The sequence below is a fragment of the Nocardia sp. CY15 genome, from assembly GCF_009829295.1.
GTDB classification, from domain to species: Bacteria; Actinomycetota; Actinomycetes; order Mycobacteriales; family Mycobacteriaceae; genus Nocardia; species Nocardia sputi.
This window is the reverse complement of record NZ_VUOT01000061.1, coordinates 1-18,913: the sequence shown is the minus strand read 5'-3', so window position 1 is coordinate 18,913 and position 18,913 is coordinate 1. Positions and strand designations below refer to the sequence as shown.

The 18,913-nt window shown below is 68.6% G+C and carries 18 protein-coding genes and 1 tRNA gene; 8 read left to right on the top strand and 11 right to left on the bottom strand.

Annotated elements, in window-relative coordinates:
• The first annotated feature begins 706 nt into the window (after positions 1–706).
• Complete coding sequence (locus tag GVY39_RS32995; protein WP_159930896.1) at positions 707–1,147, top strand: hypothetical protein; 441 nt, start codon at positions 707–709, stop codon at positions 1,145–1,147.
• Between the two features lie 390 nt (positions 1,148–1,537).
• Here GVY39_RS32995 and purB read toward each other — a convergent pair whose 3' ends face one another.
• The 3 genes from purB to GVY39_RS32980 all read right to left on the bottom strand — a co-directional run bounded on the left by purB (position 1,538) and on the right by GVY39_RS32980 (position 5,030).
• A complete protein-coding gene (gene purB, locus GVY39_RS32990; protein WP_159930897.1) occupies positions 1,538–2,959 on the bottom strand; it encodes an adenylosuccinate lyase in 1,422 nt (473 codons plus the stop codon).
• Positions 2,960–3,030: 71 nt separating this feature from the next.
• The gene (locus GVY39_RS32985) at positions 3,031–3,732 is read right to left on the bottom strand and encodes a TetR/AcrR family transcriptional regulator (protein ID WP_223520311.1); all 702 of its coding nucleotides are present in this window, start codon (positions 3,730–3,732) and stop codon (positions 3,031–3,033) included.
• A gap of 128 nt (positions 3,733–3,860) precedes the next feature.
• A complete protein-coding gene (locus tag GVY39_RS32980; RefSeq protein WP_159930898.1) occupies positions 3,861–5,030 on the bottom strand; it encodes a pyridoxal phosphate-dependent aminotransferase in 1,170 nt (389 codons plus the stop codon).
• 54 nt (positions 5,031–5,084) lie between these two features.
• On the opposite strand from GVY39_RS32980, the gene GVY39_RS32975 reads away from it, so the two are divergent.
• Positions 5,085–6,071 carry a M23 family metallopeptidase gene (locus GVY39_RS32975; RefSeq protein WP_159930899.1) on the top strand — a complete coding sequence of 329 codons (987 nt, stop codon included), beginning with the start codon at positions 5,085–5,087 and terminating at the stop codon, positions 6,069–6,071.
• 39 nt (positions 6,072–6,110) lie between these two features.
• On the opposite strand, the gene purD is transcribed toward GVY39_RS32975, so the two are convergent.
• Positions 6,111–7,382 (bottom strand): phosphoribosylamine--glycine ligase, encoded by a 1,272-nt coding sequence (gene purD / locus GVY39_RS32970; protein WP_159930900.1) that lies wholly within the window; start codon positions 7,380–7,382, stop codon positions 6,111–6,113.
• A 180-nt stretch (positions 7,383–7,562) separates the two neighbouring features.
• Between purD and GVY39_RS32965 the strand changes: the two genes are divergently transcribed.
• Together GVY39_RS32965 and GVY39_RS32960 are read left to right on the top strand one after the other, a co-directional pair.
• Positions 7,563–7,940: a PH domain-containing protein gene (locus GVY39_RS32965; protein ID WP_159930901.1), complete on the top strand. Its 378-nt coding sequence runs from the start codon at positions 7,563–7,565 to the stop codon at positions 7,938–7,940.
• Positions 7,941–7,990: 50 nt separating this feature from the next.
• Entirely contained in the window at positions 7,991–8,416 is a 426-nt protein-coding gene (locus tag GVY39_RS32960; RefSeq protein WP_159930902.1) for an HIT family protein, read from the top strand.
• Positions 8,417–8,431: 15 nt separating this feature from the next.
• Here the strand turns inward: GVY39_RS32960 and GVY39_RS32955 are convergent, their stop codons facing one another.
• From GVY39_RS32955 to GVY39_RS32940, 4 genes are all read right to left on the bottom strand, one after another.
• Positions 8,432–10,153 (bottom strand): glycoside hydrolase domain-containing protein, encoded by a 1,722-nt coding sequence (locus GVY39_RS32955; protein ID WP_159930903.1) that lies wholly within the window; start codon positions 10,151–10,153, stop codon positions 8,432–8,434.
• Positions 10,154–10,867: 714 nt separating this feature from the next.
• Positions 10,868–10,939: transfer RNA gene (locus tag GVY39_RS32950), tRNA-Thr, on the bottom strand.
• A 253-nt stretch (positions 10,940–11,192) separates the two neighbouring features.
• Entirely contained in the window at positions 11,193–11,435 is a 243-nt protein-coding gene (locus GVY39_RS32945) for an MbtH family protein (RefSeq protein ID WP_011207082.1), read from the bottom strand.
• Between the two features lie 184 nt (positions 11,436–11,619).
• Complete coding sequence (locus GVY39_RS32940) at positions 11,620–12,453, bottom strand: alpha/beta fold hydrolase (RefSeq protein ID WP_159930904.1); 834 nt, start codon at positions 12,451–12,453, stop codon at positions 11,620–11,622.
• A 191-nt stretch (positions 12,454–12,644) separates the two neighbouring features.
• On the opposite strand from GVY39_RS32940, the gene GVY39_RS34175 reads away from it, so the two are divergent.
• The 4 genes from GVY39_RS34175 (at position 12,645) to GVY39_RS32925 (ending at position 16,712) form a co-directional block, all read left to right on the top strand.
• Positions 12,645–12,815: a hypothetical protein gene (locus GVY39_RS34175; RefSeq protein WP_169334155.1), complete on the top strand. Its 171-nt coding sequence runs from the start codon at positions 12,645–12,647 to the stop codon at positions 12,813–12,815.
• Positions 12,816–12,899: 84 nt separating this feature from the next.
• Entirely contained in the window at positions 12,900–14,450 is a 1,551-nt protein-coding gene (locus GVY39_RS32935) for a trehalose-6-phosphate synthase (protein ID WP_159930909.1), read from the top strand.
• Positions 14,451–14,520: 70 nt separating this feature from the next.
• Positions 14,521–15,252, top strand: coding sequence for a response regulator transcription factor (locus GVY39_RS32930; RefSeq protein WP_159930905.1), 732 nt, complete (start codon positions 14,521–14,523; stop codon positions 15,250–15,252).
• Entirely contained in the window at positions 15,249–16,712 is a 1,464-nt protein-coding gene (locus tag GVY39_RS32925; protein WP_159930906.1) for a cell wall metabolism sensor histidine kinase WalK, read from the top strand. The genes GVY39_RS32930 and GVY39_RS32925 overlap by 4 nt, the downstream gene beginning before the upstream one ends.
• A gap of 26 nt (positions 16,713–16,738) precedes the next feature.
• On the opposite strand, the gene GVY39_RS32920 is transcribed toward GVY39_RS32925, so the two are convergent.
• Genes GVY39_RS32920 through GVY39_RS32910 form a run of 3 tightly spaced genes read right to left on the bottom strand, consistent with a single transcriptional unit; the run spans position 16,739 to position 18,764 of the window.
• Complete coding sequence (locus GVY39_RS32920) at positions 16,739–17,242, bottom strand: h domain protein (RefSeq protein WP_236565811.1); 504 nt, start codon at positions 17,240–17,242, stop codon at positions 16,739–16,741.
• Positions 17,239–18,051 carry a hypothetical protein gene (locus GVY39_RS32915; RefSeq protein WP_159930907.1) on the bottom strand — a complete coding sequence of 271 codons (813 nt, stop codon included), beginning with the start codon at positions 18,049–18,051 and terminating at the stop codon, positions 17,239–17,241. Before GVY39_RS32915 ends, GVY39_RS32920 begins: the two co-directional genes overlap by 4 nt.
• Positions 18,048–18,764, bottom strand: coding sequence for a hypothetical protein (locus GVY39_RS32910; protein WP_370523860.1), 717 nt, complete (start codon positions 18,762–18,764; stop codon positions 18,048–18,050). Before GVY39_RS32910 ends, GVY39_RS32915 begins: the two co-directional genes overlap by 4 nt.
• Positions 18,765–18,913 lie beyond the last annotated feature (149 nt).

Genomic DNA, 18,913 nt, shown 5'->3' with positions numbered 1-18,913 from the left:
CAGCTACCGCCTCAAAGACCGAGACCTCGGCCGCGTCCCCGCGGCCAAAACCAACGACTGAAACCAACCAAAGGGTGGGTCAAGATTCCAGCGAACAAGCCGGGTCACGATTCGACCGACGTTGACATCCGGCAGCGGGGGCCACACCACAGCGACTCGAACACGTGCAGAGGGGGTAACGCGATGCCCACCAAAGCTCGCGTTGAGCTTCGTGTCGCTTTGGATTCTCGACCGAAAACCGGGACCCGAAGTCCTCGAAATCGTCGGCCGAGACGCCGCGATGTCTGGCCTGGAGCGGCGGCCCCAGAACCGTCCCGGCGCCGGGGTGCTGACTCCTCCGGCTCCGGTGACTTCCAACCCAACACTCAGATGAGGATGTATGCCGCAATGGTTTCAATTGGTGGCAGGACGATGCCGAACCATCGGACCGGGGGACCAACGTCCAAGACATCATCGACCGAGTCCAAGCCGAGTGGCGGGCCAGCCGACGGAGGCCTACAGGCTGGCCGCACGCAGCGCCCGATCGGCCTCTCAGCGTCGAAGAAGCCCACGCGATCATGCAGCAGCATCGAGGCTGCCGCGCCACCGAGTGCCCACGCAAAGAAACGGCACGTCAAACGCTGATCAATGGCGGACGAATGAAGCCGGACACATCAAGGGAGTCCTGAGCGGAGAGACGATCCAGGAAACTGAACAGGGGAGTTCGATGCGGTACAACATTTCTCGACTCACAACCGTCCTCATAATGGGCGCTGTCATCTTCCCAGGCTTTGTGCCAGCGGTAGCAGCACCGACCCCGGTCAAGGCCAAGGCGTGTGACTTCACCACTGTCTTCGGTAGGCCGACACTGCTGCATCCAGTCATTTACGCCGATGTGAAGGCCACATGTGACGTGCCTCCGGAGTCACACACGCTGGAGCTGAGCTTGGAGCACTACAGCGGGGGCCAGTGGGCCCGCTGGGCTCTCCAGGTCGATTCCGGAATTCCCTCCCGTGCGGGCCGCGAGACTCGCGTCAGCGCCGAGTGCGCGGCCGGTGAGTGGAGGCACAAGGTGCACGTTTATGGCAAGCTGCGAGGACTTCCGTTCGACTACACCGAGGTCGGCGACACCCGGACGGTCACGTCCAAGGAATGCCCGAGAGGATGATCAGAATGCCGACGTTCAACGGCAGGTACGCAGAGTACCAAGATCCTGGTCCGTGGCACCGGGTGAAGTTCTGGGGGCCGACGCGGCTGCGTAACGCGCTGTGGCGCTTGAGCGTCCGGCTCCGCCGCCGGACGCAGTAGCCAGAGACGCAAAGGCCGTCGCCCCCCGCGATCCCTTGCATTCACACGGTCGTCGCAACACTCTCGGTTGGAGAGGTTGCGGCGACCGTGGCGTTATCTGCGAACGTCGCTGAGTTCGCGCGGTGGCCGTTGGACGCACAGTTTCGCCACACACAAATGCTGTAGACGGATAGGGACTGCGCCGTGCGCCTGGGACAATGCCAGCCCTTATTGGAATGACGAGCCGCTTCGCGCAGAAGCCTCGGTTCCGCTACAAGATCGGCGACGGCGAATACCGCGCCGCGTCCGGGTATCGATCGACCAGTTTCTGCACCTGGCCGATGACGTCGGCGACCTGGGCTTCGGCCCCGCCGACGAACGCGGACTTGTCGGCAAGTGCCGCGTCGAGGGCGGGGCGATCCAGTGGGAGGCGCGGGTCGGCCGCGAGGCGGTCCAGGAGGTCGGGTTCGCGGCCCTGCTCGCGCATGGCCAAGGCGACCGCGACGGCGTGCTCCTTGATGACCTCGTGCGCGGTCTCGCGGCCGACGCCGGCCCGGACGGCGGCCATGAGGATGCGGGTGGTGGCGAGGAAGGGCAGGTAGCGGTCCAGTTCGCGGGCGATCACGGCCGGGTAGGCGCCGAATTCGGCCAGGACGGTGAGGAACGTTTCCATCATCCCGTCGATGGCGAAGAACGCGTCCGGCAGTGCGACGCGGCGCACCACCGAGCAGAACACGTCGCCCTCGTTCCACTGCGCGCCCGCCAGCTCGGCCGCCATCGAGGCGTAACCGCGCAGGACCACCTGCAAGCCGTTGACCCGCTCGCAGGAGCGGGTGTTCATCTTGTGCGGCATCGCCGAGCTACCCACCTGCCCGGGCTGGAAGCCCTCGGTGACCAGCTCGTGCCCGGCCATCAACCGGATCGTGTGCGCGAACGAGGACGGACCCGCGCCCACCTGCACCAGTGCGGTGAGCACGTCGTGATCCAGCGAGCGCGGGTAGACCTGGCCGACGCTGGTGAGCACCGTCGCGAAACCCAGATGCCTGGCCACCTGCTGCTCGAGCCCGGCCAGTTTGGCCGGGTCGCCGCCGAGCAGGTCGAGCATGTCCTGCGCGGTGCCCATCGGGCCCTTGATCCCGCGCAGCGGGTAGCGGTCGATCAGCTCGCGCAGCCTGGTCAGCGCGATCAGCAATTCGTCGGCGGCGGAGGCGAACCGCTTGCCGAGCGTGGTGGCCTGCGCCGCGACGTTGTGCGAGCGGCCCGCCATCACCAGCGCCTGGTACTCGGCGGCGCGCTCGGCCAGACGGGCGGCGATCGCGACGCCGTGCGCGTGCACGTGCTCGAGCGAGAGCCGGATCTGCAGCTGCTCCACGTTCTCGGTGAGGTCGCGGCTGGTCATGCCCTTGTGCACGTGCTCGTGCCCGGCGAGTGCGTTGAATTCCTCGATGCGCGCCTTCACGTCGTGCCGGGTGACCCGCTCGCGTTCGGCGATGGCGGCGAGGTCGACCTCGTCGAGCACCCGCTCGTAGTCCGCGACGACCCCTTCGGGCACGTCGACACCCAGCTCCGCCTGCGCCCGCAAGACCTCGAGCCACAGCCGCCGCTCGAGCACGACCTTGTATTCCGGCGACCACAGGTGCACCAGCTCGGGGCTGGCGTAGCGGGTGGCGAGGACGTTGGGGACCAGGCTCACGACCGCGCCTCGCTGACGCTCGGCTCCGTGCCTTCAGGCGCTGTATTGCTGGTTCGCTCGCTCACGTCCAGTCAGTCTAGTGCGCGATAACGATCCACTTGCTGGGGCGTGGCTCGCACGGGGCCATCGGTGGTCACATAGGCCGCCGCTGTCTCCGGCGCGGACGCTCGCGCCGGAGGCGCGACGATGTCGATCACTTCCAGCAGCGCGCCGCGGGCCATCCGCCGCGGCTCCGGATCCATCTCGGTGAGCGCGGCGACCACCGCTCCGTCCACCACCGCCACCAGCCTGCGCAGCTGTTCGGGCCGCACCATCCGGTCGGATCGGCGCAGCACGTCGGCCAGCAGTTCGTCCAGCTGGGCGCGCAGCCGGAGCTGGACTTCCCGCAGCTCCGGGTGCCGCGCCGAGGCGACCGAACGCTCGTAGCGGGCGATCAGCCTGCCGCGCGCCCCTTCGTCGGCGCCGTCGGCTCCCACCAGCAGATCGAGCACCAGGTCGACGGTGGCTTCCGCGCCGCGGCGGCGGTGGCTGACCTCGCCGACCCGCCTGCGCATCGCGTCCAGCTCGGCGTTGCCGCTGAACTCGACCGCCCGCGCGATCAGGTCGTCCAGGGATTCGAAGTAGTAGGTGGTCGACGCCAGGGGCAGATCAGCGCGCGTCGCAACCGAGCGATGCCGCACCGCCTCGAATCCGCCTTCGAGCAGCAGCTCGGCAGCGGCGGCTATCAAAGCCTGGCGACGCCGTTCGCCTTTCGGGGTCGTCGCGGTGATCACCGTGCCATCGTGCCAGTCGTCATCAGTTCTTCCAGGGGAAATCAGCGAGGAAAAGCAACCATCGATGTTTTACCGCATACACGCGGCCAGGGTGCCGAACTGCGGAAAGTTGTTGCCTGACAGGGCGATCAATGACCTAGATAGTGCCCTAGACGCAGCAGTGCCGCCTCGATGTCCGCGGTGGCTCCGGCGAACGAGAAGCGAACCGTGTGGTGTCCGTTGACGGTGTCGAAGTCCACCCCCGGTGCGAGGGCGACCCCCGTGTGGTTCAGTACGTCGGCGCACCACGCACGGGAGTCGTCGGTGAGGTGACCGATGTCGGCGTAGGCGTAGAACGCGCCGTCCGCCGGGGCGAGATCGGTGATGCCCAGTTTCGGCAGCCCGTCCAGCAGCAGGCGCCGGTTCACCGCGTACCGCCGGACGTGCCCGTCGAGTTCCGCTTTTGCCTCCGCGCCGAACGCGTGCAGCGCCGCGTACTGGGAGATGGCGGGCGGGCACACGGTCAGATTCGAGGCCAGCCGCTGTAGCGCGGGGCGCAGCCCGCTCGGCACCAGCATCCAGCCGAGCCGCCAGCCCGTCATGGAGAAGTACTTGGAGACCGAGCCGATCACCACCGATTCCCGCGAGGTCTCCCACGCCGACGAGGTCGCGCTGTCGGCTCCGGCACTGTCGTAGGTGATGCCGTGGTAGATCTCGTCGGAGATCAGCAGGGTGCCGTGCTCTTCGCACCAGCGGGCCAGCGCGGCGAGTTCACCGGGGGCGATCATGGTGCCGGTGGGATTGGCGGGGCTGGCCACCACCAGACCGGCCGGCGGCTCCGGCAGGGCCTCGAGCATGGCGACGGTGGGCTGGAATCTGGTCTGGGCGCCGCAGTCCAGCTCCAGTACCCGGCAGCCCAGCGCCGCGAGCGTGTTGCGATAGGCGGGATAACCCGGACGCGCGACCACGACGGTGTCGCCCGGGTCGAAGGCGGCGAGGAAGATCAGCGAGAACGCGCCGGACGAGCCGGTCGTCACGACCACGTCGTCCGGCTCGACCTGGTATCCGTAGGTCTCCCTGTGGTGTTCGGCGATCGCCTCGCGGATGGCGAGGATGCCGAAAGTCTCGGTGTATCCCAGCAATTCGGACTGGATGGCCAGCGCGGTCGCGCGCAGGACCGGTGCGGGCGCGGGCGTGGACGGCTGCCCCGCGGCGAGGACGAGCACATCACCGTGGGTCCGGGCGCGTTCCGCGGCGGCTTTCCAGACATCCATCACGTAGAAAGGTGGAATGGTCGACCGGCGAGATTCTCTGGACACTCGACAGACGGTAGAGCACGCGGATCTCTCGCGATCACGGTTATGGTCTGCTTGATGCTCGAGAAGGCTCGACGGGAGAAGCTAGACCGAGTGCGCGGAGTGGGTGGCGTCGGAGTCATCCCGCGCGACTGGCGCGCGCGCTCGCCGCGACCTCCGGAAAAGCGGCTGTTCGGGGCCGGGGGGAAGATCGATCCGCGCGGCCTGTGGGCGCGCCGCGGCGACCTGCGAACCTGGTGGAGCCGCAGGCCCGACCCCCGCGACCTGTGGCGGCGCAAGCCCACCGGCGAGGAATTGCTCGCGCTGGCGCGCCGGCACAAGGTGCTGCTGGGCGGGCTCGCCGCGGCCGCGCTGCTCGCCGCGAGCGACACGTCCTTCGCCGGGACGGTCACCGATCGCACTCCGGCTCCGGATCGCGCCCAGCGCGTCGCCGTCGCGTTTCCACCCCAGATGCAGAACACTCCGCCGTCGACGACCCGGTTGCTGAACGCGATCGCCAACGGTGAGCGGCTGCGCGAGCAAGCGGTGGTCGCGGCCGCGGCGCGCGCGACACTCGAACGCGCCAAGGCCGAGGCGGCTGCCGCCGTCGCCGGGGAGCGTCAGCCCTGGATGACCGCGGCCGCGCCGGTACAGCCCGGCTCGATCGCGCCGGGCACCACCGGCTTCGTCCTCCCCGCCCGCGGCGTCTTCACCTCCGGCTTCGGATCCCGCTGGGGCACCTTCCACAACGGCATCGACATCGCGGGCCCGATCGGCACCCCGATCTACGCGGTCGCCGACGGTACGGTCGTCGACGCGGGACCGGCGCAGGGATTCGGCCTGTGGGTGCGGATCCGCCACGACGACGGCAGCATCACCGTCTACGGGCACATGTACGACTTCTTCGTCTCGGTCGGCGAACGGGTGCCCGCGGGGATGCAGATCGCCCGCATGGGCAATCGCGGCGACTCCACCGGCCCGCACCTGCACTTCGAGGTGATCGTCGGCGGACGGCATGTGGACCCGCAGCAATGGCTGGCGCTGCGCGGGCTCACGTTCGGCTGAACCCGGGCATCGGGCGGGCGGCACCGCCCCCGGGGGCGCTCAGACCTTGATGCGGTCTTCCACGGCGGCCAAGCCGATGTCCGTGCGGTAGTGACTGCCCGGCAGCTTGATGGCGGCGATGCGGTCGTAGGCGCGCGCACGCGCCTCGACGAGGTCGGCGCCGACGCCGACCACGTTCAGCACCCGCCCGCCCGCGGAGACCAGCGCCCCGTCCTCGCGCTGCGCGGTGCCTGCGTGCAGGACCATCGCGTGCGCGTCGAAGGCGCCCTCGCCCGCGCCGGAGATGGCGTCGCCCACCCGCGGGCGGCCCGGATAGTTCTCCGCGGCGAGCACCACGGTGATCGCCGAGCCGTCGCGCCAGCGCGGCGGGGCCACTTGCGCCAGCGAGCCGGTGGCTGTGGCGTACAGCAGCTCACCGAGCGGGCTGTCCAGCAGCGCGAGCACCGCCTGCGTTTCCGGATCGCCGAAGCGGCAGTTGAATTCGACCACGGCGGGACCGGCCGCGCCGATCGCCAGGCCCGCGTAGAGCAGGCCGGAGAAGCCGCAGCCGCGCCGCACCAGTTCGGCGGCAACGGGTTTCACCACGTCCTCGACGATCGCGGTGACGGTCTCTTCCGGCAGCCAGGGCAGCGGAGTGTACGCGCCCATGCCGCCGGTATTGGGCCCGGTGTCGCCGTCACCGACGCGCTTGTGGTCCTGCGCGGGCAACAACGGAACCACCGTCTCGCCGTCGACCAGGCAGAACAGGGAGACTTCCGGTCCGTCCAGGAACGATTCCAGCAGTACCGGGTGGCCTTGCTCGAGCAGTTCGGCGCCGTGGTCCCGCGCGGCGGAGCGGTCGGCGGTCACAACCACGCCCTTGCCCGCGGCGAGTCCGTCGTCCTTCACCACCCAGGTGGGTCCGAACCGGTCGAGCGCGTCGTCCAGCTCGGCCGGGTTGTCCACGACCTCGCTGTGCGCGGTGCGCACGCCCGCGGCGGACATCACGTCCTTGGCGAACGCTTTGGAGCCTTCGATGCGAGCGGCCGCGGCCGACGGACCGAAGCACGGGAACCCCGCTACCCGCAGCGCGTCGGCGACGCCGAGCACCAGCGGGACCTCCGGGCCGATCACCACCAGGTCGGCGTCCACCTCGGTGGCCAACGCGACCACGTCCTCGGCGTCGCACGGGTCGACCGGGCGCACCTGCGCGTGCTGGGCGATCCCGGCGTTGCCGGGGGCGGCGAAGAGCGCGGTCACCGCGGGGTCCCGGCGCAGGGCCAGGACGAGGGCATGTTCACGGGCTCCGGAACCGATGACGAGTACACGCACGGCAGACAGCCTAAACGAGCCGTTCGGCGTCTTCGCCGCTGCCGGTCCGCGCGCAGGGGATGATGAATGGGGACAGCGGATATGGGCGCACTCCGTCCGTGCCGACCGCTGGGTCATTATCCGGCAGACGCGGGGGGCTGACCCGTTGCTGCCACTGGAGCACCGAAGGAAGTGCTGACGATGGGTCTGATCGACGGACTGATGGGCAATGCCGGCCGGATCGATCCGGGACAGGCGCAACAGGAGTACGCCAAACTCCTCGGCAACGGCGAACAGGTCTATGCCGCGTACCTGCTGGTCCGCGACGCGATGCTGTTCACGAACCGCCGCCTGATCCTGATCGACAAACAGGGCGTCACCGGCCGCAAGGTGAGCTACCACAGCGTGCCCTATCGCGCGATCACCCATTTCTCGGTGGAGACCGCGGGCACCTTCGATATGGACGCGGAGCTGGCCATCTGGATCGCGGGCACCGCGGAGCCGCTGCTCAAGCGGTTCAACCGGCAGGTGGACATCTACGAGGTGCAGGGCATCCTGTCGCATTTCGTCGCGGTGTAGCGCGGACCGGTCCGGCGCCTCGGCGCACGGGCCGGGTTACGCTGCCGAACATGGCTTCTGTCTTCAGCGCGATCATCGCCGGTCAGCTCCCGGGCCGTTTCGTCTGGGAGGACGACGAGTTCGTCGGCTTCCTCACGATCGCTCCGGTCACTCCGGGCCACACCCTCGTGGTGCCCCGCAAGGAGATCGACCAGTGGCAGGACGTCGACGCCGACACCTTCGCGCGGCTGACCGCGGTCGCCCAGAAGATCGGCCAGGCCGTACGCGCGGCGTGGGACGCGCCGCGCGCCGGTCTGCTGATCGCCGGTTTGGAAGTGCCACATCTGCACGTGCACGTCTTCCCGGCCTTCTCGATGGGTGACTTCGACATCTCCGGCGCCGACCCGAACCCGAGCCCCGAGTCCCTGGACGAGGCCCAAGGGAAGATCAAGCAGGCGCTGCGGGACCTCGGCCACGGCGCCAACGTCCCCGACTGAAGCGGGGCGCTCGCGTCAGCTCGCCACGTCGTGCAGCGGAGTGTCCACCCCGCCGACCGCGACCGTCGCCAGCGTCTGGGCCGGAGTCCAATAGATCCGACCGCGCTCGAAATCCTGATAGGCGCCGGTGTCCCAGGGGATCTCGTCGCTCATCGGCCAGCCCAGCGGCCCGCCCTCGTAACCCGATCGGTTCCAGCGGTCGCGGATCGCACCGTGTACCCAGTAGACGTCAGCGCTCGATTGCCGCCGGTAGAGCGCGCCGCCCTGGAAACCCTGCACCTCACCCCAAGGCCTGCCGTCCGGCCCATGCAGGACGGTGCGGCCGGTGATCGGGTAGCCGAGCGGCCCTGCCTCCCAGCCCAACTGCTCGAACTTTCCCCACAGCGTCTCCGGGATGGCGTGCGCGCCGGTGTCCGGGTGCCAATAGATGTAACCGTGCTCGAACTGGGCGAAGCGCCCTGAGCCGTCGGGCGTGGCGATCTCCCCTTCCGTGATCCGGTCGCCCAGCCACGGATTCGCGGCCGCGCAGTCGTTGATCGCGTTCGGCTCCGATCCGCCCGGCTCGCCGGTGGCGAAGCCGCGAACGTCGTCGGCGAACACGTCCCAGGGGAAATTCGGGCCCACGTCGGTGTGCGTGCCGATACCGAGGCACTCGGTGACGTACTTGTGGTCGGAGATCCCCTGGCGCCGCTGGTAGGGCGGCGCGATGACATGCGTGTCGAACCCGTACTTGCGCGCGTCCTGCACGGCGAGCCAGGCCGCGATCCGGATGTCGTCGCGGATGCGCAGCCAGTCGCTGCGGCTCCATGCGGCGCGGCTGCCCGCGAAGCAGAGGTTGATCGTGAACGGATTCGCGTCCAGCACCGACCAGCTGGCCAGATCGGTGTCGACCACGTCGACGACGACGCGATCGCGGACGGTGTAGTGGTAGCTCACCCCGTTCGCGGGATTGTTGAGGTAGTTGGCCAGGCTCTCGGCTGTCCCGTTACCTTCCTGCGTGTGCAGCAGGAAGTTCTCCACGCGCGCACCGTGGCGGCTGGACGCGGAGTTGCCCATTCGGTCCAATTCGACGTACTCCGGCTTCTGCACTGTTCCCCCTGTGTTCGGATTCGGTGGCACCGCCTTCGACCACTGGCCGTAGTCGTCGGCGAGAACTTTGTCGACATCCACCACGACACCTGCGACCTGGTCGCGGTCGATGCGGATCTGGTGGATGTGCGCGGCCGGATGGTCGCCGTTGATCGAGGAATCGCCGGACCAGTTGTGTTGCCAGAACCACGTGGCGACGCCGTCCTCGAGCGCCCACTCGATGCAGCGCGCATTCCCGTACATGCCGGTCCACTCCAAACCGACAACCGATGCCCAGCCACGCAGAAAAGGTGCGATCAGCGAATTCCATTCCTGCAGCGATGGATTCGCGTCGACCGGGGCATACAGCGGACGATATCCGGGCCCGCCTGCCGCGAAGTGGTAATCGAGCGCGATCCGCGCATGGTGCACGCCCGCCTCGTAACCGCCTTTCCAGTCCGACGTCTCACCCTTGCCGTACTGGTAATTGGTCACTATCTCGAGCCCGATGGCGCGCAATCGGTCGCAATATTCCCGCCGCAGCGGTTTCGCACCGAAATTCGTGCCCGGACGGGAATCACTGAAGTAGCCGATGACGCCCGCGTATCCGGCGTCCTTGATCGCTTGCGGCTCGATCAGCGCGGCGGAGAAATCGATCAGCTCAGTCATCGCGCACCCCCTGGGTCGTACGAGCCCGCGTATCGGTCGGCAGCGTCGCGTTGTATTCGTACATCTCAACAACTTTCGGCAGATGAGGATCCCGACGCACCTAGATTTTCCCGAATGTGCGCGAAGTATGCCGTCATGTCCCGTTTGTGGCCCATCCGGTGTTTGCGCGTGACCTGAACAGGCCTTTCACGAGATCTGTTTGCGCACACCAGACTACAAACAGACTCATAGCCGGAAACATGCTCGTCGGTCGGTAGTCAGATATGCTGACCGTTCGCTGGATGGCGTCATACTGGCCGGACGGTGTACTGAGCCCGCCTCGCTGGAATGGAATGACCTTCCCCCCAAGTCTTCTGTCGAAATTGATCCGGACTCGTCCGGCGCAAGTCGTTGCCGCGCACTGTGTCGGCCATCGTCGGCGAAGCGGTGAACTCGAACCGGACGGTACCGCGCCACGCCAGCGCCTACCCGGGACCGCGACGACAGTCGCCCATTCGAGCCGGGATCCGCGAATCATCCACCCCTGAGCCATGGCATGACCGAAGCGAACTCCCGCCCCTGCGAGGACACTGACCCGAATCCGGTCACCTCGGCCCCGACGCCGCGCTTCGATGCGCACAGCGATCGACAAACCCCTTCCCCCTTGCCGACGACCGCGCGCTTACGACTCGGCACGGTCTACCACCGAGCCCCGAAACGCGCAACGGCGGACAGAGCCCCCTGTCAGGATTGAACTGACGACCGCTCGCTTACAAGGCGAGTGCTCTACCACTGAGCTAAGGAGGCGGGAAAGCGGTTGTCATCATAACCGGGCTCGCCGACTGTGTGACAACAGAACCGGCGTTCGACGCCGATCCGGGCCTGCGAACCAGACAACCGCTTTCGAGTGAAGAGAGATCGAGCAGTGCTCGTTCGCGGCTCCGCTCCGGTCCGAGCGACCACCCGCCCACGACGAAGTCGCGAGCGGCGGCCGCCGGGACGCGAGCCATGACGGAGCCGCGAACCTACCGCGCCGTGGGCGCGGCACTCACAGGACCGATCAGGACTGGGCGCCCTGCCGGGCCGCGTCGTCGGCGGCCATGGCGTCCCGCAGGCTCTTCGGGCGCATGTCGGTCCAGTTCTTCTCCACGTACTCGACGCAGGCGGCGCGGCTGTCCTCACCGAATACGACTCGCCACCCGGCTGGAACCTCTGCGAAGGCCGGCCACAGGGAATGCTGTTCCTCGTCGTTGACCAGGACGAAGAAGCGGCCGTCTTCATCATCGAAGGGGTTGGTGCTCAATTTCACCTCACTGGATACTGGCGCTATGTACGGGATCGCTCCTGGTTCACACGGTGCCGGGTTACTACGAAACCCTGGCGCCGAGCGAACCCGAGCGTTGTTTCGACACTAGCAAGCAAGACGTTACGCCTGGGCGCTTACCTATGCTGTCACCCCGACCGTCGTCACTTCGGCCGACTCGCAATCAGCCACCGAAGAAGTCCAGGAGAATCTTGTTGACCGCTTCGGGCCGCTCCAAATATCCGAAATGCCCGGCGTCCGGTACCTCCTGGTACCGCGCGCCCGGGATCACCTCGGCGATCTCCCTGGACAGATACGGCGGAATCATCCGGTCGTCGGCGAATCCGACCGAAAGGCAGGGCACGCGGATCGCCCGGTAGGCCTGCACCCGGTCGAAATCGTGGTCCATCCTGCGCTGAGCGCGGATACCGGGGGAGACCGGCCCGCCGGTGAACTCGAACAGGTCCAGCCAGTCGCGCGCGGCATTCGACTCGGCCATGGTCGCGGGCGAGAGGTTCATGACCGCGGTGATCGCCGCCTCGTATTTCGGCGGCAGCTTCACCCCGCTCGCGTCGAGTTCGTGTTCGCCGAGCGAGAGCGTCTTCTGGAACTGGTCCAGCCGCCCGTGTCCGGCCATGAAGACCGCCTTGCGCACCAGGTCGGGGCGGGCCAGCGCCAGTTCCTGCGCCACGCGCGCCCCCATCGACGTGCCCACCACCAGCGCCGGGCCCTCGCCCAGGAACTCGATCAGGGCGGCGGTGTCGGCGACCAGATCATCGATCGTCATGCCGGAGGCGGCCTCGAAGGACGGCGCGATGCCGCGATTGTCGAAGGTGCACACCCGGTAACCGGCGGCGACCAGGGCGGGGACCTGGTGCAGCTCCCATACCCGGCCGGGGCTGCCGGTGCCCATGATCATGACCACGAGCGGTGCGGAGCCCTTGGCGTCGGTGCCCTTGGCGCGGTCACCCTTCACCTGATAGTTGAGGGAAATCCCGTTCACCGTGGCCAGCGGCATATCGACCCTTTCGTGGAGTTGGTGCTGCGCTTCCCCCACGGTATAGGGACCGCGGGGATCGGCGCACCGACCGGGGTGCCCTGACGGCGGGCGCCGCCCTTCGGCCAACGCCCCGGCGGGCGCACCCCCCAGCGTCGCATACCATTGGCTTTTCGCAGGGTAAGTGCGCACGAAGCCGGGAGGACTTGACGATGGCCGCGAAGGGCAGCGCGAACGACATTGCGGACGACGATCTGGAACCGCTCGCCGACGAAACCGCGCGTCAGGCGCAGCGGGTGGTCGCTGCTTACGCCGAGGACGCCGATGAGTGCCGGATGTTGTTGTCCATGTTGGGTATTGGACCGAACGCTCGAGGCGAATAACCTCGTTCTCGACGCCAACGGCGACGTCGACCACACAACTCCAGCGGGATACAGCAACGCGCAAAGGATGCGTGAGTGGACCAGATGAACCCGTCCGACGACTCCGAGCACGCCAGACAGACCTCGATCGCCGAGACCGCGGCGGACAACAACCCCGGCTCCGGCGCGGGCTCCGGTTTCGTCGTCGTCGCCAACCGGCTCCCCGTCGACCTCGAACGACTGCCCGACGGCAGCACCCGCTGGAAACGCAGCCCGGGCGGTCTGGTCACCGCGCTGGAATCGGTCCTGCGCAACAACAAGGGGGCGTGGGTCGGCTGGGCGGGCGTACCCAACGTCGACGTGGACCCGATCATCGAGGACGGCCTCGAACTGCATCCGGTCCCGCTGTCGGCCCAAGAGGTGGCCGACTACTACGAAGGCTTCTCCAACGGCACGCTGTGGCCGCTCTACCACGACGTGATCGTGCGTCCGGTCTACGACCGCAAATGGTGGAGCGCCTACGTCACCGTGAACCGGCGCTTCGCCGAGGCCACCGCGAAGGTCGCCGCCGAGGGCGCGACCGTATGGGTGCAGGACTACCAGCTCCAGCTGGTGCCCAAGATGCTGCGCATGCTGCGCCCGGACCTGACCATAGGTTTCTTCCTGCACATCCCGTTCCCGCCGGTCGAGCTGTTCATGCAGATGCCCTGGCGGACCGAGATCGTGGAGGGCTTGCTCGGCGCCGACCTCATCGGCTTCCACCTGCCCGGCGGCGCGCAGAACTTCCTCTACCTGGCCCGTAGGCTGGCCGGTCAACCGACCTCCCGCGGCTCGGTCGGCGTGCGCTCCAAGCTCGGCGTCGTCCAGGTCGGGTTCCGTACGGTGCGGGTCGGGGCGTTCCCGATCTCGATCGCGTCGGCCGAGCTGGACGAACACTCCCGCCGCAGGTCGGTGCGCGAGCGCGCCGCCAAGATCCGAGCCGAACTGGGGAATCCGAAGAACATCCTGCTCGGTGTGGACCGGCTGGACTACACCAAGGGCATCGATATCCGGCTCAACGCGCTCGAGGAGCTGCTCATCGACGGCCGGGTCGATCCTGCCGACACGGTCATGATCCAGCTGGCCACCCCCAGTCGCGAGCGGGTCGAGAGCTACATTCAGATGCGCGGCGACATCGAACGCCAGGTCGGCCGGATCAACGGCGAGTTCGCCCGGGTCGGCTACCCGGTGGTGCACTACCTGCACCGCCCCATCCCGCGCGACGAACTGGTCGCGTTCTTCGTGGCCGCCGACGTGATGCTGGTGACGCCGCTGCGCGACGGCATGAACCTGGTCGCCAAGGAGTACGTCGCGTGTCACAGCGGGCTCAACGGCGCCTTGGTGCTGAGCGAGTTCACCGGCGCCGCGGCCGAACTTCGGCAGGCCTACCTCTGCAACCCGCACGACCTGGACGACGTGAAGGACGCCATCGTCGCCGCGCTGGAGGACGAGCGCGACGTCAAACGCAGGCGGATGCGCGCGTTGCGCAGGCAGGTGCTGGCCCACGACGTGGATCGCTGGGCGCGGGCATTCCTGGACGCCTTGGCGCAGGACCAGGTCGCGGGCAGCGCGCTGCTCACCGACGAGGACGTCTTCCCCGAGGACCGCGACCGCTGAAGCCCGCGTTCACAGCAATCACCCAGCTTTGGTCCAGGAACCTCGCAGCCGGATGCCGGACCATGTAGCCATGAGTGGTGCGCCCGTGCGGCAGACCCTCGAGGCCAGGGTCCTGGTTGTCGACGACGAGCCGATGATCGTCGAACTGCTCGCGGTGAGCCTGCGCTACCAGGGCTTCGAGGTCGACTCCGCGGCCGATGGAGCCCAAGCGCTGGACAAGGCGCGCATTTTCCGTCCGCAGGCGCTCATCGTGGACGTGATGATGCCGGGGATGGACGGCTTCGGCCTGCTGCGCAGGCTGCGCGCCGACGGCATCGACGCGCCCGTGTTGTTCCTGACCGCGCGCGACGACGTGCAGGACAAGGTCACCGGCCTCACGCTGGGCGCCGACGACTACGTCACCAAGCCGTTCAGCTTGGAAGAAGTGGTGGCCCGGCTGCGGGTCATCCTGCGCCGCGCGGGTCACGCCGCGCCGCAGCGAGAGAGTCCGCGGATCCGTTTCGAGGACATCGAGCTCGACGACGACACCCATGAGGTGTGGAAGGCGGGCGAGCCGGTCGCCCTGTCGCCCACCGAGTTCACGCTGCTGCGCTACTTCATGGTCAACGCGGGCACCGTGCTGAGCAAGCCGCGCATCCTCGACCACGTGTGGCGCTACGACTTCGGCGGCGAGGTCGGCGTGGTGGAGACCTACGTCTCCTACCTGCGCAAGAAGGTGGACACCGGGGACACACGGTTGATCCACACTCTGCGCGGGGTCGGCTACGTCATGCGCGCGCCCCATCGCAAGAGCGGTACATGAGCCCCGGCCGGCTCGTCACGGCGCGCGCGAAGGTATCCGGTCTGCTCTCGGCGGTCCCACTGCGTGTGACGCTGACGGTTCTGCTGGTGCTCACCGCCGGGCTCGGCCTGCTCGTCTCGGGCATGGTGGTCACCTCGGCCCTGGAACAGCAGCTGACCGACCGGACCGACCAGCAGTTGCGCGAGGGCGCGATGGAATGGTCCAGGCGGGGACCGCCACCGCCGGTGCTGCCCGCGGAATCGCGTCACGCTCCGAGCCAGTTCTATGTGCGCTCGGTGCGTAGTGACGGGCACGTGTTCTTCCTCCGGGCGTTCGCCGTCGACGCCGTGCCGGATCTGCCATCGACACCGCGACCAGGGCCGTACACCGTCGGCTCCGTGGACGGAGCACCGATCCAGTGGCGCGCGCTGACACTGCGCACGCCGGAGGGCACCACGACGGTGGCGTTGCCGCTCACCCAGAACACCGACACCGTGCACCGGCTGGTGATGCTCGAACTGATCGTCGGGGCGATCGTGCTGGCCGTGCTGGGGGTGATCGCGTACTTCGTGGTGCGGCGCAGTCTGCGGCCGCTGCGCCGGGTGGAGAGCACCGCCGCGGCCATCGCCCGCGGCGACCTGCACCGCCGCGTCCCCGTGCGCGGCGCCGACACCGAGGTGGACCGGCTGTCCAGGTCGCTGAACGGCATGCTCGCGCAGATCCAGCGCGCCTTCACCGCGACCGCCGCGTCCGAGGAGGCGGCGCGCCGGTCCGAGGAACGCATGCGCCGCTTCATCGCCGACGCCAGTCACGAGCTGCGCACCCCCCTGACGACGATCCGCGGGTTCGCCGAACTGTATCGCCAAGGCGCCACCGACGAGCCCGCCGCGTTCATGGACCGCATCGAGCGGGAATCCCAGCGGATGGGCGTGCTCGTGGAAGACCTGCTGATGCTCGCGCGACTGGACGCCCATCGCCCGCTGGAACTGGGCCCGGTCGACCTGCTCGCCGTCGCCAGCGACGCGGTGCACAACGCGCGCGCCGTGGTCGCCGCCGGACAGGCCGACGGCCCCGCCCGCACCGTCGAGCTGAAGATCGAACCGGGCGAGGGAACGCTCGAGGTGGTCGGCGACGAGGCAAGACTGCGCCAAGTTCTGACGAATCTGTTGAACAACGCCGTCACGCACACCGCGCCCGACGCGAAGGTGACGGTGCTGCTGACGCCCGGCCCCGACGACGTGCTGCTCGAGGTGGCCGACACCGGCCCCGGTCTGCCGCCGGAGCAGGCCGAACGTGTCTTCGAGCGCTTCTATCGCGCCGACGCCTCACGCGCCCGGTCCAGCGGCGGCACCGGGCTCGGCTTGTCCATCGTGCAGGCGCTGGTGACCGCGCACGGCGGCGAGGTCGGCGTCCGGAGTTCGACCGAGATGGGGACGACGTTCACCGTGCGGCTACCCCGCAGGCCGTCGTCGGAGTCCTAGCGGCGCATCGGCCGCGGCCACCCGTCTCAGACCGGGGTGACCGCCTCGACCAGCCAGCGCGAGTCGGATTTCGTCAAACTGACGCGCACGCGGCTGCCGGTAGTGGTGCCCTGCGGGGTGTCCTTGCTGGTCATGACCTGGTTGAGGAACAGCAGAACCTGCGCGTGCGAGCGGTCGGCGGAGATGACGCCGCCCGCCTGCGTGGTCGCGGTGACGGTGAGCTGCTTCTCCTTGGCGCCCGGCGCGATCCGCTTATCGATCAGCGTCAGGTAGTCCTCGCGGAAGTCGCCGGTGAGATTGTCGGCGGACTTGCGCAGCTCGGTGTCCACGGTCTGCGGGGTGTAGGTGAACATGGCCTCGACGGTGCGCCCCGCCGTCGCCACCGCATCCTTACGCGACTGCTCGGCCTGCCGGTCGTCCCAGTAGCGGTAGCCGTTCACGCCGCCGAGCACCGCGGCGGCCGCGACCACCACCCCGAGCACCGCGAGCAGGATCCTGGCTCGCATTCCGTTCCTGCTGTCGCCGCTCATGCCACGAACTCCACATCGGACACGGTCAGCCCGGTGTCGCCGCGCGACACGGTGACCCGGAACCGGTAATACCTGGTCTGCGGCTCGGCCTGGCCCGCGTTGGTCAGCGTCTGCTTGGCCGCGACCAGCACCCGCCCGGAGCGATCGTCGTCGCTCTCCAGCGCGGCCTCCACGATCTCGCCGCTGGAAACCACCTTGGCCTGCTGCACGATGCTGGTGAACGGGTCGACCCGGCCGTCGAACTCGGTCTTGAACTCGCCGGAGGCCAGCGAGAGGATCCGGTCGATGTCCTGCTTGGCCGAATCGGCGCGGATGGTGGTCAGGTTGACGACCGCCTGCCTGGCGGTCTCGACGTATTCGGCGCGCCGCTCGTCGCGTTCGTGCGCCGAGCGCATCGCGAGAACCGAGAGGGCCGCACCGCATACCAGCGCGATGACCAGCAACGCCGCGGCAGCGGTCGCGAGCACTCGCGGGAGGTTGCGCCCCTTGCTGGGAGCGGTCTTCTGTTCGGTCGGCGTCGCCTCGGGGGACGACTGCGCGTCTGCTTTCGTCAGTGCGACCGCCGTGTCCGCGTCGGTGGTCGCATCGCCCGTGGCCGGTGCCGGGGCGGCCGGTGCGGCCGAGAGGTCCGACTCGGCCGCAACTGAACTCGTCCCGCTATCGGCGGCGGGCGCGGTCTCGCGGGCAGCGGGAACCTCGGGCGCCGCTGTCTTCGCGCCGGTGGGTGTCGCGTTCTCCTCGACCGGGGGCCCGGCCGAGCGCACCGCACGCCGTCGCGAGCGGTGGCCTTCTCCGTTGCTCTCACTCATCGTTGCTGCTCCTCGAGCATCGCCTGCCAGCTCGACGGTACCGTGCCCGAACCGCCCGGTCCGATATCGCCCTGTCGGTATGTCCGCCCGTCGGTGCCGATGTACGCGCCGGTGGCCGGGTCGTACGCGCGGGCGGCGGCGGGTGTGTCGCCGCCGTAACTCGCCGGTGCCACGACCGGGGGTTCGTCGGGCTCCGCCGCCGGCGCTGCCGCGGGCGCGACCGGCTGCGGCGGCCCGAACGGCGGGTTGTCGCCCACCGGAACGTACCCGGTCCGGCACAGTTCCGGCGTCGGGGCGCGCACACCGGGCACCTCCACGCACGGCGTGTTGCGGATGCCGCGCACCGCCTCGGGCGCGTCCTGCGGCACCTTGCAGTACAGGCCGGGCGGGGTGTCGGGAGTGTCGAGCTCGCTCGGCGAGCGGCGCTGGTCCGGTGGGAGGAAGCCGGTGGTGCACGCGGGCGGGTCGTTGACCAACGCCATGAAGTCGACCAGCGCGCCGTATTCCAGCGGGCCGCGGACCGCGGTCAGCAGCGCGGCGACCAGCGGCGGGTAGATCACCAGGATCTGCTCCAGGCCGGCGTGATAGGTGACCGCGACCTGGCCGACGCTGACCAGGTTCGACAGCAGCAGCGGCAGCGTCGGACGCAGATCGTCGAACAGGTCGGTCACCCGCTGCATCCCGGACGGGCCCTCGCGCAGCACACCGCGCAACGCGGGATCGTGGCCGCGCAGCTGAGTTCCTAACGGATGTCAACTCAGTAGAGTCTTCTCGCTGCTGCGTTGTGTGGCTCGGTGCGTCGTGAGGTCGAAGCACCCGCTCGGCCGGTCGTGCGTCGCGTGACCCGGATTTCGGCAGGGAC